We start from the raw sequence: 14249 nt of genomic DNA, 5'->3' as shown, positions 1-14249 counted from the left end.
GGAAAAATGGTTATCTTAAAGCTTGATAAAACCAAAACCAACACTCATGCGCACACTCTTTTACCTCCCGGCAATGGCCGCATTGGCTTTTGCATCCTGTAACGGCAGTAATGAGCAACCGTTTGTTACAAAAAACGATGATATTGATCAAGCAAGGAAACTGGAAGGCGAAGCCCTTGTCAAAAGAGGCAATTACATTGTTACCGCAGCTGCCTGTAATGACTGTCATTCACCTAAGGTCATGACAGCCCATGGCCCTGTAGTAGATTCTTCTAAAATGCTTTCAGGCCATCCTGCCACTTCACAATTGCCACCTGTAGAGGCCGCAGCTTACAAGCCAGGAAATTGGATGAGCATGGCTCCGGATGCAACGGCCTTTGTTGGACCATGGGGAATTTCTTACGCAGCTAATCTTACTTCAGATTCTGCTACAGGCATTGGTGCCTGGACAAAAGAAGTATTTATCCAAACCCTGAGAACCGGTAAACACCTTGGCCTTGCTAATGGCCGACCGATCATGCCACCCATGCCCTGGAACTATATCAATCAATACACAGATGAAGATCTTGGTGCCATTTACGCCTACCTGAAATCCTTACCAGCCGTGCCTAACAGGGTTCCGGAATACGCACCGCCACCAATGCCCACAGCTTCTAAATGATAAATGTAAAGCCCCTGGAGCCAGGGGCTATTAGTTTCTTGCATAGGGCTTAAAATAGAAAAGCCCCGGTCTCTTTCGAGCTAGGGAGCTTCCTACAGTTTAATTTTTATAAGGTAGATATACTATAATAGTAAAAAACCATGCCAACCTTATAATACATTACAATCCTGTTACCATGAGATGATTAACCCCGGGCAATAAACGAAGAATAGGGATAAACAAAGAATAAATCATGCATTTGCCACAAACATCTTACATCTTCTTCTTCGCAAATTTTCTGGTCTTTTCATCCAGCAGTGCGATCTTACCGTTTTGAATGCGCATATCATCCATTACTGATATAGAATCCCAAACGCCTTTTTGATCCTGCCATTTTTGGGTGTACCAAAGGGAAACGTATTCTTCCTTACCATCTTTGGATTTAACCGATTCGAAATCATGCATGTTGATCTGCATAGCCTTCAACCCACTGCGTTCGCGCTTGAACATGCTGGCAATACTGTCCTTTGAATATTTGCCTTCCATTTCATTAAATCGCAACTCCACTGAGTCTGCAAAGGCCGTTAATGACTTGTCGACATCGCCATTTTCAAAATCCTTAAGAGATTGCAACACCATTTTGGTATTTTCTTTAGGGCCTGCCACCCAATTATCCGGGTGTTCTATCGTATAGGCATAATCCATTTTGGGTTCTTCCGTGGTTGTGGCTGACTTTGCCCCGGTATCTGTGGTTTTAGTTTGATCACCGCTGTTGCAGGATGCCATGCCGGCAATAATAAAGAGAACTAATACTTGTTTCATTGTATGTGAAGTTTTGGTTGAAAATGACCAGGACGGTTATTGTCTTCAAAGGAAAAAGATCATTGCAAGTGGAACAGATCTTCTTTCAAGATATCGATTTCAAATCATTATATAAGAAATGCAACCATGAATTTTAGAGATGCAAAATCAAATGGAGTAATTTTATTGCAAATCAAACCTATGCGCAGATATATATTCCTGCTCTCCTCCATAAGCTTTTTCTTTTTTTCCTGCTCTGTTACACATCCTTCCACTACTGGTAGTAATTCCTCTTCCAGCATTGATGGTCATCCCGCCTGGATAGAACAGGGAAATATCTATGAAGTGAATACAAGGCAATACACACCCCAGGGAACATTCAAAGCTTTTGAAGCCAGCCTTCCCCGGTTAAAAGATATGGGTGTTCAAACACTCTGGTTCATGCCCATTAATCCTATTTCTGTTAAGGATCGCAAAGGACCTCTTGGAAGTTATTATGCCGTTTCCAGTTATACTGACATTAACCCGGAATATGGAACTATGGACGACTGGAAACAACTGGTGAAGCATGCACATGATATGGGTTTTAAGGTCATTATAGATTGGGTGCCCAATCATACAGGTGGTGACCACCCCTGGCTGACAACACACCCTGATTTTTTTGTAAGAGATAGCATTACCGGCCAACCGGTTTCGCAATCCGATTGGACAGATACTCGTAAACTGAATTACAAGAATCCTGAACTGGTTGACAGCATGATCGCCTCGATGAAATTCTGGGTCACGCAAACAGATATCGATGGCTTTCGCTGCGACGTAGCACCTGCTGTTCCTAAAGAATTCTGGACAAAATGCATCACCGGGTTGCACCAGCTAAAGAATGTTTTTATGCTGGCTGAAGGCAACGACGCCTGGCTGCATGAAGCTGGTTTTGATGCCTCTTATCCCTGGGATGCATTCAACATGATGAAACTGATTGCAAAAGGTCAACGGCCCGCATTTGGTATGGATAGCATCCTTCAAAAAGTAAATGCAACTTATCCAAAGAACGCCATACGCATGTATTTTACATCCAACCATGACGAGAACAGCTGGAATGGTGCAGATTGGCAAACCATGCCAGGGGCCATTCATGCACCTTTTGCCGTTCTGAGCCAGACCATTGAACGTTCCGTTCCTCTCATTTACAGCGGCCAGGAAGAACCTTTCCTCGATAGCATCCGTTTCTTTTATAAGGATACCATCACCTTTGGCAAATTCCAACGTGCGGGTTTCTACAAAACATTGCTGAACCTAAGGAAAACAAACCAGGCACTGGCAGCCAACGCTTCCTTTAAAAAGCTGGCGACCAACAACGATGCAGCCCTGTATGCTTTTGAGAGAATGAAAGGAGGCGACAAGGTGCTGGTGATTTTAAACCTCAGTAAAGACCCACAACAATTTAGCTGGAAAGAGCAGCCATCTGAAAAAGAGTGGAATAATGTATTTGCCGGAAATAAGGAACCTGTGGATAAAGGTTTTGGTATTGAACCCTGGGGATATGCTGTTTATCAACTTCATCAATAACTGTTGACGGAACTCCCTAAACTTGCAGAATGTTTGAATCAATAGTTGATTTTTTAGATCCTGTCAACCTTGGTATGATCTCTAATGATACCGGGTACAAGGAAGGCCAGATAGGAAAGGTGATCAAGGTTTACGAGGATGAGTTTCCTGATCTTGATAATGTGGATATTGTGCTTGTAGGTTGCGGGGAGCAAAGGGGGGCAGCGCTGCTGCAGCCTGGCACTGCGGCTGATGTGATCCGGAATGAATTTTACAATCTCTATTACTGGCACCAGGACATCAGGTTGGCAGACATTGGGAATGTGAAGATCGGCAAGGCTAACACTGACACCTATGCGGCATTAAAGATTGTGCTGCACGAAATGATGCTGGACGGCAAGACAGTGATAGTCCTTGGTGGCTCGCATGACCTGACATTGTCTCAATACTATGCGTTTGCAGATGAAAAAAGACAGGTGGACGCGGTGGGAGTTGATGCTGTTATCGACATCAATATTGATTCTCCATTCCGCAGCGATAATTTTTTAATGGAGCTGCTCACTGCCGATCCCAACTACATGAGGCATTATAATCATATTGCTTTCCAGAGTTATTTCGTGCATCCCCGTATGCTGGAAACTATGGACAAATTGCGGTTTGATTGCTTCCGCGTAGGGACGGTGAAGGAGCATATTGATGAAATGGAACCAGTGATCCGCAACTGCCAGATCTTCTCTTTTGATATTTCAGCACTGGCCAATGCGTTTGCTCCGGCCAACACCATTACACCTAATGGGCTAAATGGTGAAGAGGCCTGCACGTTGATGCAATATGCAGGCATGAGCAGCAACATGCAAAGTGTGGGCATCTATAGTTATCGACCTGAAAAAGATGTAGAGCAACTAACAGCCAAACAAATCAGCCAGATGCTTTGGTATTTTATGGATGGCCGAAGCCGGGGCAGCCGTGAAGCTGTAATTGATGAAAGAGAATCCTTTAACGAGTTTCATACAGCCTTTGCGGAGGTTGAGACTACATTTTTGCAAAGCAAAAAGACCGGCAGGTGGTGGATGCAGCTTCCCGACAAGCAATTCATTGCCTGCTCCTATAAAGATTACCTGCTTGCCAGCAGTAACGAGATCCCCGAGCGATGGCTGCGTTTCCAGGAAAGGCCGTGAGATGATATTGACAGATTGACTAGTTGAAAAGTTGACAGGGTAGAAAACAGCGTCAAACTGTACAAGTTTAGAGTAAAAGCATGTAAACAGATGATGTAATGTTACCATGCTTTCTTTATTCTTTTAAACTTGCCGATTCTAATCCTTTACTTAATACTTTGATCAAAGAAAAACCCCGCGTGATCCTTCAGTGACACGCGGGGGAAGAAAAATGTGCCAGGTAATAAAATGAACTATTAGTATAAATCTGTTTGTTTAGCCATGCCGGTGAAGCAAACGTTTTGTATTATTTCTGCCAAATGGCGGACTGGCGATGTTATCTACCGTCCATATCTCACCCCCGAGTGTAACGATGTATGCGGTGTTACCTATGATCTCAAAAGAAGTGGGACGATCAAGTTTGTCGGCGATTACGCTGACAGTTCCGTCTGCATTAACCCTCACCAATGAGCCGGAATTAGGCACCGCAGGTGAACCTTCGGGATCACCACTGCCGGGTCCTTGTGAAAGAGCAAAGAGTGTTTCTCCACGACCAAACTCCACGTCAACAAGAAGGGGGGCGCCTGAGGCAACAGTTGTAACCATTGGGGAATTAAGGCTGAATGACAAAATCTTCCCGTTTTCTGGAAGATGAGGAATTGGACCTGCCTGCGACATGTAAATATCGTTTCCTTTTACAGCCAGGCCAGTTGGAACAATATCACCAAAGCTCTTAATTATCTCAATATTACCATCAAGTGTTACGTATAACACCCGGTTCAGGTGACCGTCAGTGACAAGAAATCCTCCACGGTAAGTTTGAATGGAATATTGAACACCGGTTGAAACATCAAATTCAAAGCCGCTTGGGGGATGGGCTACGTTGAAAGCGCCAATATCAGATATTACCGTAAAACTGTTCGGGCCATCGATCCGGTAAATGCCGTTGACCTGCCCGGTCGGAAAGAGAGTAGGATCATCTACCAGTGTGACAAGCGCGTAAGCTTTCCCGCCAAAGAATGCCACATCTGAGATCCCGCCAATTCCAACATCCGGGATTAATTGGGGTAATCCGCTGGCAAATGTAGTATACTGGCCGGTTTTAGGGTCTACACGTAAGATAGCACCTGCCTTTCCGTCAGGAATAAAAAGGTCTCCACCTGGTCCCACAGTGCTACCCCAACCGCCTCCAAGGCCAGTTACCAGTTGCGCTTTCATGCTGGCCTGGATTGACTTTACTTTTGCTTTTGCCAATACATTACTATTATCATTAATTACAGTTTTATCAACAATCTGTTCCCGTTTGCATCCCGGCATTAGCATTGTAAAAAATAATAAAGAGAAGCAGAAAAGAATTAGTTTTTTCAAGGAGATGGGAGGCTTCTCAGCCGTAGGCTTGATACGGTTCAGAACTTCCTTTCTTATAGAAAGTGAGCCCTTTGATACAGCAGCATTGGTATCCGTATCGGTGATTACCTTTTGGAATGTACGCATGATGTATTATTTAAGGTTAAAAAATACTTGCTGACAATAAGCGGATTGTACGTACAGGAAAAGTATAGTCAAAAAAGTACTGGAGGAATAGTTTGGAGGGATCGGGGTATTAAGGTACTTCTTTTTGCATACTTATACAAAAGTATTTGAATGCATCGTGCAAAGAAGCATGTTGGTTTATGATACGCATCAGCATCAGTTTTTTTCACACAAGTCAATGATCCACTGAAACATTTTTTCGTTGGCAGCCCTGGCCATTTGTGTAGGGAAAAAATTAAAAGCATGGGAACTTTCCGGGTATACTGCAAGGAAGGTTTTATTGCCTGCCAGTCTCCATCTTGCTTCCATAAAGTAAGTATCGTCTATTAAAGGATCTGCAGTTCCTATAGTAAATAATGCAGGCGGCAAATTCTTCAGGTCAGCATACAATGGTGAATATTGTGGATTCCGCAATTGTTCCTTGCTCATTCCATGAAACACCAGTTCATAAGTTTCATCCATATACTTCTTAGTAAGTAGAAGTGTACTATCAGTTGCCATTCTGCACGATGGTGTACGTGAAAGATCATAACAACCATAAATAAGATTTACACCTTTTACCTTATTAATTGCATGCAGTGAATCCCTGATGTATAGAGTGGTTATAGCGCTTAAATGTCCGCCGGCAGAAGCGCCTGAAATAAATAACTTGTCTGTGCCAAAATCTTCTTTTGCATGATTAACTAACCATTTTGCTGCGGCTTTACAATCGTTGATACAAGCTGGAAAAGGATCTTCAGGAGCCAACCGGTAATCAACGCTCACAACTGCTACTTTACATGATCTTGCCATGTCATCATTCGAAATATCATCGCTGGCGGCTGTGCCCAAAGACCATCCTCCCCCGTGAATTTGCAGCACTATGGCACGTATGGTGTCAGGTTTGAAAATTCTGAGTGCAAGATTTCCTGCAGGCCCTGGAATGTATTTTACAAATGGATGTAGCTGTGGTTTCAAATTGCCTGGCACCATGGAATTCCGGGCAGCCGACAAACCTTCTTTGGTTAATATAGAGGCTCCCTGCGGTATCTGAGCCAGTTGCTGGTTGAAGGCTCTAACTTCCGGCAGGTAGGCTGAGTAATTTTCACTGGAATTTGTTTGCTGGGCAAATGAGCTGTTTATAAATAGTAAAAGTGATAGGATAAAAAAGGAACTATAAACTTGCTTTGCCATGATACCGTTTTATAGTGGTGAATATAAAGAATATGTTTCCTTATTATAAAATCAGCGAAGGATTATAAAGAACATAAGGTTAACGGGTGTTGCTTACAAACAGACCGTTCTGTGTGCTGATTTTATAAAAGCCGCACAACTTAATAGCGTCCCGCAGTTACATAGGAAATCCGTGTTTTCAGAGCGAGAACGTATTGTATGTGAAAGACGCACCTTATCGCTTACAAGCAATAAGATGCGTCTATTCGATGAGCGGTTAACTATTATCTAATGACGTAGTGGTTTTTGGCAAAAGTCATTACAAATTATTATTTCATAAACTTCACCTTACTCAATATATTCTCTGCCACTTTTTTGCCTTGTTGGATACTTTTAACTAAGGTAGCCCTGTAATGCAAGCCACTATAAAAACGGCTGTCGGATATATCGTTACTCATTTGAGTAAAGCTGGTATAACTGCGGGAAGGATACTGAAGATAATCGTACGTATGCAGCGTGATATGGAAATCCTCACCAAAGATTTTGCTCATCATGGTGAGAATAGCGCCCCCTGATGTTGAATGGCCGGAAGGAAATTCCGGATGATTTGGTGTAGGAATATAGCTCGACCAATTAGGATCAATATACGCACGGATATAAGTGACAGGACGAATCAGGTTGAAGTGGTATTTATTGGTAAAGAGCACGATACTGGCATCACGTGTTGCTAATCCAATTTTCACATAATCAAGAGCTGCCATATCCAGTGTGGGTTTTGTGATGTCCAGTAACTGCGTCATTAGGGCAAGATAAGTACCTCCTGGGGTATAGCCTGGTACATCTTTAAAGTAATCAGCCAGCGCTTTTTGTTCGGGTGTTATATTAACACGTGCGTCATACACTTCTTTTACCATATTATAAAATGGCGAACCTGGAACTGTTGAAAAAGCAGGAGGCGGCTCCAGTGTAGTGTTGTCTGCAGAGCCCGGAACTAATAACCGTAGTTGATATGCATAAGGGTTAACAATTGGGGTAGTCGATGTTGGTATCCAAAGACCCGGACCTACAGGAGGCACATATGGCGGATTAGTATTGGTTGTACCATCAGTAGCGGCCCAATTATAAACTCTTGTCGCTACTTCTTTTCCAAATGCAATTGAGCGTTGTAATGTTGCGTCATCTGTTTCTGTACTATAAGTTGCCTGGAACGAATTTTCAAGATTAGTCATGGCTGTTTTATTAGCAATGGCAGTTCCTGGAAAAAGCCTCCGGTTCATTTCTGCAAGTGCAGCATTTGCACTTGCTGCCCAATGGTAGGCTTTACCCGGCTCGGTTGAAGGCATTTCTGGAAAATCGGTTAGCTGGCCAGAGAGTGATTGATAAGCGGGCATGCCCGGAACTACTGACTCGTAAAGTGCAATACCGCAGTATGCCTGGCATCTGTCTGTAGCTTGACCAGTAGTACCAGCTGGCATTGGCACTTTTACCATTTGGAGTTGCATATTAAGCCAACTTACTACGACATCTGAAGAAAAAGTTTTTGATTGTTTTAAATGGCCATGTTCCTTGTTTTGTTTGGCGGCTATTGTCATCTGTTCCTGTGATGCTGGCGTATCTATATTCTTTTTACAAGAAAACAAAAAAACTACTAATACAGCAGTGATAAAAGAAATCCTTTTCATAATGCTAGTTGTTTTGGTTAATTAATAAATGCTTTGTGTCTTGATTTCAATGATGAATTATTCTTATTACAGAAAAATGTTTCATTTCATTGTCGGCATTCAAAACATCATGCGTATGCCTGGATTTGCATGCCTTAAAGGATCATGTAGTTATGAGTTACGGAAAAAGCTTAAACAGGTGCAGGACTGGCGTAAGGAGATATTTAGCTAACTAGCAAAAAGTAAGAAGCAACTAAACAGTTGTAACAGAAAAAAATCTACTGTTTTGCATAATAGAACTCCTTTATAGTGAGTAAATCAATTACTCATTTAGAAATTGGAGATAAACAACCTTTCTATAAAATAGTTTGGATTTCTGGTTCTATGCATATTGAAGTTAAAGTTTTTATTAATGCAGACATCTAATTCTTGATAGTTTTTGCATGCTCTACCGTAGGAAGCTGAACAGTAAAAGGGCTGCACAAAGGAAATGATAATAGACAAAACCAGGGCAGGCACCCATTTGGTTAAAATTTGTTGTCGGCCAGGAGGTTATAGTACCCAAGGCAACGTGTAAACCCAAATAAGGTATACATGATAAACTGGCAACTTTTACTGGAATAAATTAAAACTGACAACCTATTTTGGAATTACACAACCTGATACCAACTCCTGACTTCCGGGTAGTATGAGCCGCCTTTGAGCCGTGTATGAAACGCCTTTGAGCCGCCTTTGAACCGCCCCTTTAAAGAGGCGGCACATACACGGCACATTCATGGGATAAAAAGAACTAAAAGCCGGAGTATAATCGCCGGTGCCTATTTTCAGCTTTTTAGGCAACGGTCATTACCCGGGGATGTCATAGTGGTGGTGTATGCGTTAAGTGGCATGTATGGCTTTTGACAAGTTGCTTCGATGGAATCCTTCACACATGGAGAGCATATAAGAGTTAAAGACCTGACAATTCTCTCTGCAGGTTTTCTTTTGCCTGTTGTTCGTATTTCTGGTAAAAATATTCTGTTTTGAATATGGGGTCGAGGGAAAGGAAATGTTGTACTACGGCCTTTCGGCCTGGCTTATAAAGCATGTCAGAATACAGGATGTACTCTTTACGGATACCCTCAGTATACGCATCATACACTGCAGGTGGTTGACCCAGAATAGACAGGTCTGCATCTATGAAGATATTGGTATCTGTATTGTCAGATCGGTCATGAGATTTGGTAGCCATAATAAGATCCATGCAGGTATTGATCATAGGCTGTGGTACATCTAACGTAGCAAGCCTATTCTCTGCTATGATCTTACTTCTTTCCTCGTTATCCCGGCGCAGGGGATTGTACACCAGGTCGTGAAAAAAAAGGCTGAACAGAAGGGTATCCCAGTTTTGAATTGTATCCCTGGATGCTGTCAGTTCATTGTAAAACTGTTGTAAATGGGCCAGGTTATGATAGGATCGTTTGGGATTGGAATAGCTTTTTTCTATTTCAGCCCAAACCTGTTCGATCAGTCGTTTATTGCTACAATAGCGTGCAGCAAGGTCAGTAAAGGTTGCTTGCATCATAGGGAATCATTCTTCCTTGGGTCAGTACGGAAAGCTTTGCTCACAAAATAAGCTACCAGGATCACAATTATAAAAAACTTAAGCATCAATAAAAATAACAACAAAGGGTTATGTAAAAACACAACCCTTTGTTAGTTCATTTTTAGCGTACTGCAATTATGGTATTTTCATCCATCTGCAGGTTTTGTTTCACTTTATAATCTGATATTTCTTTCAGGTATTTACTGGTCTCTGACTTGGTTAGCATGGTCAGGCTTCCTTCCTGCTGGAAATAGTAATGGGTGGCAATGAATCTTTTGACATGTCCCCTGGTCTCAGCTGGCAGAAAGGCCTGCAACTTCCAGAAATTGTGACTGCCAGAGCGTTTGATAGCTTTTAATACCGGTCCTGAGCCACTGTTATAAGCAGCTATTACCAGCAGCCAGTCGCCAAATTCGTTATACAGGTCTTTTAAATGTTTGGCCGCTGCAACCGTGCTTTTGTAATAATGAGTGCGCTCATCGCGTTTGCCACTCACCTTCAGGCCCAGGTCGCGGGCTGTGGAAGCCATTAACTGCCAGGGACCCCTTGCGCCGGCATGTGACAAGGCCGAAGCTTTCAGCTGCGATTCTACCACTGCCAGGTATTTCAGTTCCACCGGCAGGTCATACTTTTTAAAGATAGGTTCGATGATGTTAAAATAAACGCCGCTCCTTTTTTCTACGATCTCAAGGGCTTCCGTGTTCTTTTTAATGAACTGGCCGGCATATTTGGCCGCCATGGCATTCATGGTGATTTTCGGGGCTGCAGGTTCTGCTTCTGCAGCAGTCAAAACTACTGTATCTGCAGCCTGTAGCACCGAAGTGTCAATGCTTACAGCCTGGTGAACAATGGAGTTGCCGGAAAGAGCTGAGTCATTACCGAGGGTTTGAGCCTTGGGGCTAACGCTAAATGGGGATACCATAATAAACAAAGCGCCATGACCAAAGAACCCTGCTTTAACTAATTTTCTTTTCAACATTGTTTTCTTTTAAGGGTTAAACAATGCCGACCCTAAGAACATGGATTACAGCAAGGGTAATTTCAAAAGGATAATTGATCGGGTTAGATCAGAGAATATTGGTAGGGGTAATTCAGGGAAAGTGGATCTTTTGAGAACTCAGATCTTCCGGGGGACGGACATATTGGGTTTTTCGCGTCCGGAGAACTGGGTTGATGTTACCTAAAGCATCAAATGTAATCTCCGGCTTTCGTAAGTCATAGCTTTTGGAGATATGAAAATTTACGATTGATATATAAGTAGTTGATAATAAAGGGTATTGCCTTATGGAATAGGTACCGTAAACTTATTCACATTGGAGAATGTTATGGTAATAAATTATTATTTGAGGCTTAAATAATGAATGAAGACTTCTAATAACTCTGTAGAAAAGGTATCGAATTCATAACTGGGGCCTTTATTTCTTTAGGTCATACTTCAGGGAGACCAGGCCTGTTTCGTAGGTTTTTGTTTCAACAAGTTGTAATAGCGTGCGGTGATCACTTTCCAGGAACAATCGCTTTCCACTGCCCAACAGGATGGGATGTACACTCAGCCAGAGATGATCTATCAATCCATGTTCAAGAAAATAGGCTGTTAGATTTGCGCCTCCAAAAAGCCAGATGTCTTTTCCAGGTTCTTGTCGGATGTTTCTGGCGGCTTCTGCGGCATCGCTTTTAACCAGTATAGCCCCTGGCTTAACTTCCTCTAAGCTATTGGAGAAAATATATTCTTTCATCTTAGGAAAACCGGGGCTGGCATTTTCACCCATAGCCTGCATCAGTTCATAGGTTTTGCGCCCAATAAAAAGACTGTCTACTTGGGTAAAGAATTCTGACATGCCATAATCCTGGTCGGTAAAACACCAATCAAATTCTCCTTTGGGACCCTCAATGAATCCATCCAGGCTAATGGCCAGTCCAAGGATGACCTTTCTCATAATGAAGTATTTGTAATTGCAAAGTAGGAAAATGGGTTAGTAAATAGTTTTGATACTACAAGAGTCTTACTGGTTTTAGATTAATGTTTGTGTAACTTATTAATTTCATATGAAGAGAACCTGTTTTTTATATTTTAATTTGAAGGAATGAAGCAATTGATAGTTCTGCATTTACTGATGGTATTCAACCTGTCATTAAATGCCCAGACCAGGGCCAGTTGGGTATCCAGTTCTCCGATAGCACAATGGAAAATTCAAAAAAGTTTGCCGGTTACCAAAGCAGCTGCAAAGGCAGATGTGGTTATTCATCCCGATCAGCCCCAACAGACTATTGAAGGCTTCGGTACCTGTTTCAATGAACTCGGCTGGACCTCTTTAGGCCTGCTGAGCGCCTCTGACAGGGAAAGCATCCTGCATGAATTATTTGCTCCTGGGGCAGGGGCTAATTTCACCCTTTGCAGGATGCCGGTGGGCGCCAATGATTTTTCCAGGCAATGGTACTCTTATAATGAAACGGAAGGCGATTTTGAAATGAAAAATTTCAGCATCAACAATGACCTGGAAACTCTTATTCCCTTTATTAAGGCAGCAAAGCATTACAATCCTTCACTCAGGCTATGGGCATCGCCCTGGTCGCCACCCACCTGGATGAAGTATAATCATCACTATGCAGCCAAAAGTGTTTTGGGAAACAGCAATTTTCAATCTGAAGACTGGGGTATGGACATGAGAGGCATCAATAATGGGTTGTCACCTGATAAGGAAGGACAGGAAGGAACCAATATGTTCATACAGGAAGAAAAATACTTTAAGGCCTATGCCCTGTATTTTGCCAGGTTCATTGAAGCTTACCGCAGGCAAAATATCAATATTGACATGGTAATGCCACAAAACGAGTTCAATTCGGCACAACCTTTCCCAAGCTGCACCTGGACTGCAGCTGGTCTTGCCAGGTTTATTTCTTACCTCGGCCCGCAGATGCAGCAACTGGGTGTTAAGCTATTTTTTGGTACTATGGAAAGACCTAATCCAAAACTGGTGGACAGTATTCTGAATGATCCGCAAAGCAGCCCTTTTGTAAAAGGTGTGGGCTTCCAGTGGGCAGGTAAAGAAGCCATTCCTGTCATCCATAAGGAACATCCTCAACTTACGCTGTACCAAACAGAACAGGAGTGTGGTAACAGTAAAAATGATTGGAAATATTGTGTGTATGCCTGGAACTTAATGAAGCATTACCTGGGCAACGGTGCCAATGCTTATATGTATTGGAATACTTCTTTGAATCAGGGCGGCATCAGCACCTGGGGCTGGAAGCAAAATTCTTTGGTGAGTGTGGATACAGTTAAAAAAACCTACCAATACAATTACGAATACTTCCTGATGAAGCACCTGAGTTATTTTGTTAAACCACAAGCCAGGCTATTGAAAACAAGTGGCCAGTTCAATAACCTGCTGGCCTTTATAAATCCTGATAAATCTATTGTTATTATGTTGCAAAATTAAAGTACTACAGACAGGCAGATACGCATTAAATTGGGCAACAGGAGCATTAGCCCCTTCCTTAAGGCGAACAGTTTTAATACCTTTTTAATTCAATAGCGCATAACCAGTATGAAGGAATTGAGAAAGCGAACAAATTATAATTTAACGTAAAAGAACAAACGCAGATTTATTTTACACTACATTAAACCATCTTATTCAGAATGAACCAGGATACACTATCAACAGGGGTAGATATAACCAACAGGAAGGAGCTTAATACTTTTTTAAGCAGGCTGACGGAATTAACAGTGGCAAAATGGGGCATCATGGAGCCTCAAAACATGATCGAACACTTAATTAAAACCCTACAGTATTCCAATGGTAAAAAAGAGATTGGCCAAAAGACAACCGAAGAAGAAGGGAGGCAAGCAAAAGCGGCATTTATTTATACAGATGTTGAAATGCCTTTGGGTTTAAAAAGCTCATTAGCTGGAGAAATACCTGATCCTTTTGTATTTGCAGACCTGCAGGCGGCCAAAAATCAACTTAACCAGGAGTTGGATGATTTTGAAATTTTTTTTGCCAATAATCCCATGGCTGAATTCGTGCAACCCAGGTTAGGAAAGCTAAATCATAATGAATGGATCATCTTGCACAATAAACATTTTACACATCATTTTAAACAGTTTGGCTTATTATAAAATGTTGGTTCGGTATTAATGCACGGAAACAGATCAAGTGTCTATATCTTTTTAA

12 protein-coding genes are annotated in these 14249 nt (G+C 42.2%); 5 read left to right on the top strand and 7 right to left on the bottom strand.

The features are described from left to right. Positions 1–46: 46 nt before the first annotated feature. Positions 47–661, top strand: coding sequence for a c-type cytochrome (locus tag BP74_RS08390; protein ID WP_496373003.1), 615 nt, complete (start codon positions 47–49; stop codon positions 659–661). A gap of 252 nt (positions 662–913) precedes the next feature. On the opposite strand, the gene BP74_RS08385 is transcribed toward BP74_RS08390, so the two are convergent. Continuing rightward, positions 914–1462 (bottom strand): hypothetical protein, encoded by a 549-nt coding sequence (locus BP74_RS08385; RefSeq protein ID WP_496373001.1) that lies wholly within the window; start codon positions 1460–1462, stop codon positions 914–916. A 180-nt stretch (positions 1463–1642) separates the two neighbouring features. On the opposite strand from BP74_RS08385, the gene BP74_RS08380 reads away from it, so the two are divergent. Continuing rightward, positions 1643–3007 (top strand): alpha-amylase family glycosyl hydrolase, encoded by a 1365-nt coding sequence (locus BP74_RS08380; RefSeq protein WP_496372999.1) that lies wholly within the window; start codon positions 1643–1645, stop codon positions 3005–3007. Positions 3008–3036: 29 nt separating this feature from the next. Further along, positions 3037–4164 (top strand): arginase family protein, encoded by a 1128-nt coding sequence (locus BP74_RS08375; protein WP_496372997.1) that lies wholly within the window; start codon positions 3037–3039, stop codon positions 4162–4164. A gap of 255 nt (positions 4165–4419) precedes the next feature. Here BP74_RS08375 and BP74_RS08370 read toward each other — a convergent pair whose 3' ends face one another. From BP74_RS08370 to BP74_RS08345, 6 genes are all read right to left on the bottom strand, one after another. Next, entirely contained in the window at positions 4420–5637 is a 1218-nt protein-coding gene (locus BP74_RS08370; protein ID WP_496372995.1) for a ScyD/ScyE family protein, read from the bottom strand. 195 nt (positions 5638–5832) lie between these two features. Continuing rightward, a complete protein-coding gene (locus tag BP74_RS08365) occupies positions 5833–6849 on the bottom strand; it encodes an alpha/beta hydrolase (RefSeq protein WP_496372993.1) in 1017 nt (338 codons plus the stop codon). 308 nt (positions 6850–7157) lie between these two features. Further along, the gene (locus BP74_RS08360; RefSeq protein ID WP_496372991.1) at positions 7158–8510 is read right to left on the bottom strand and encodes a vanadium-dependent haloperoxidase; all 1353 of its coding nucleotides are present in this window, start codon (positions 8508–8510) and stop codon (positions 7158–7160) included. A gap of 928 nt (positions 8511–9438) precedes the next feature. Then, on the bottom strand, positions 9439–10053 hold the full coding sequence (locus tag BP74_RS08355; RefSeq protein ID WP_496372989.1) for an HD domain-containing protein: 615 nt from the start codon (positions 10051–10053) through the stop codon (positions 9439–9441). A 142-nt stretch (positions 10054–10195) separates the two neighbouring features. Beyond that, positions 10196–11053 carry a lytic transglycosylase domain-containing protein gene (locus tag BP74_RS08350; RefSeq protein ID WP_496372987.1) on the bottom strand — a complete coding sequence of 286 codons (858 nt, stop codon included), beginning with the start codon at positions 11051–11053 and terminating at the stop codon, positions 10196–10198. A 436-nt stretch (positions 11054–11489) separates the two neighbouring features. Beyond that, positions 11490–12011, bottom strand: coding sequence for a dihydrofolate reductase family protein (locus tag BP74_RS08345; protein ID WP_496372985.1), 522 nt, complete (start codon positions 12009–12011; stop codon positions 11490–11492). Between the two features lie 147 nt (positions 12012–12158). Between BP74_RS08345 and BP74_RS08340 the strand changes: the two genes are divergently transcribed. Both BP74_RS08340 and BP74_RS08335 read left to right on the top strand, forming a co-directional pair. Beyond that, a complete protein-coding gene (locus tag BP74_RS08340; RefSeq protein WP_496372983.1) occupies positions 12159–13514 on the top strand; it encodes a glycoside hydrolase family 30 protein in 1356 nt (451 codons plus the stop codon). Between the two features lie 200 nt (positions 13515–13714). Continuing rightward, positions 13715–14194: a hypothetical protein gene (locus tag BP74_RS08335; protein WP_496372981.1), complete on the top strand. Its 480-nt coding sequence runs from the start codon at positions 13715–13717 to the stop codon at positions 14192–14194. Positions 14195–14249: the final 55 nt, after the last annotated feature.

This window comes from Flavisolibacter ginsengiterrae DSM 18136, assembly GCF_059568575.1.
Note: the sequence above shows the minus strand (reverse complement) of the source record. Positions and strands in the feature narration are given on the sequence as shown.

Coding starts and splice junctions, on each gene's coding strand:
- BP74_RS08380 (WP_496372999.1), top strand. CDS start 1,643: ATGCGCAGATATATATTCCTGCTCTCCTCCATAAGCTTTTTCTTTTTT.
- BP74_RS08365 (WP_496372993.1), bottom strand. CDS start 6,849: ATGGCAAAGCAAGTTTATAGTTCCTTTTTTATCCTATCACTTTTACTA.
- BP74_RS08345 (WP_496372985.1), bottom strand. CDS start 12,011: ATGAGAAAGGTCATCCTTGGACTGGCCATTAGCCTGGATGGATTCATT.
- BP74_RS08370 (WP_496372995.1), bottom strand. CDS start 5,637: ATGCGTACATTCCAAAAGGTAATCACCGATACGGATACCAATGCTGCT.
- BP74_RS08355 (WP_496372989.1), bottom strand. CDS start 10,053: ATGATGCAAGCAACCTTTACTGACCTTGCTGCACGCTATTGTAGCAAT.
- BP74_RS08335 (WP_496372981.1), top strand. CDS start 13,715: ATGAACCAGGATACACTATCAACAGGGGTAGATATAACCAACAGGAAG.
- BP74_RS08340 (WP_496372983.1), top strand. CDS start 12,159: ATGAAGCAATTGATAGTTCTGCATTTACTGATGGTATTCAACCTGTCA.
- BP74_RS08390 (WP_496373003.1), top strand. CDS start 47: ATGCGCACACTCTTTTACCTCCCGGCAATGGCCGCATTGGCTTTTGCA.
- BP74_RS08350 (WP_496372987.1), bottom strand. CDS start 11,053: ATGTTGAAAAGAAAATTAGTTAAAGCAGGGTTCTTTGGTCATGGCGCT.
- BP74_RS08385 (WP_496373001.1), bottom strand. CDS start 1,462: ATGAAACAAGTATTAGTTCTCTTTATTATTGCCGGCATGGCATCCTGC.
- BP74_RS08360 (WP_496372991.1), bottom strand. CDS start 8,510: ATGAAAAGGATTTCTTTTATCACTGCTGTATTAGTAGTTTTTTTGTTT.
- BP74_RS08375 (WP_496372997.1), top strand. CDS start 3,037: ATGTTTGAATCAATAGTTGATTTTTTAGATCCTGTCAACCTTGGTATG.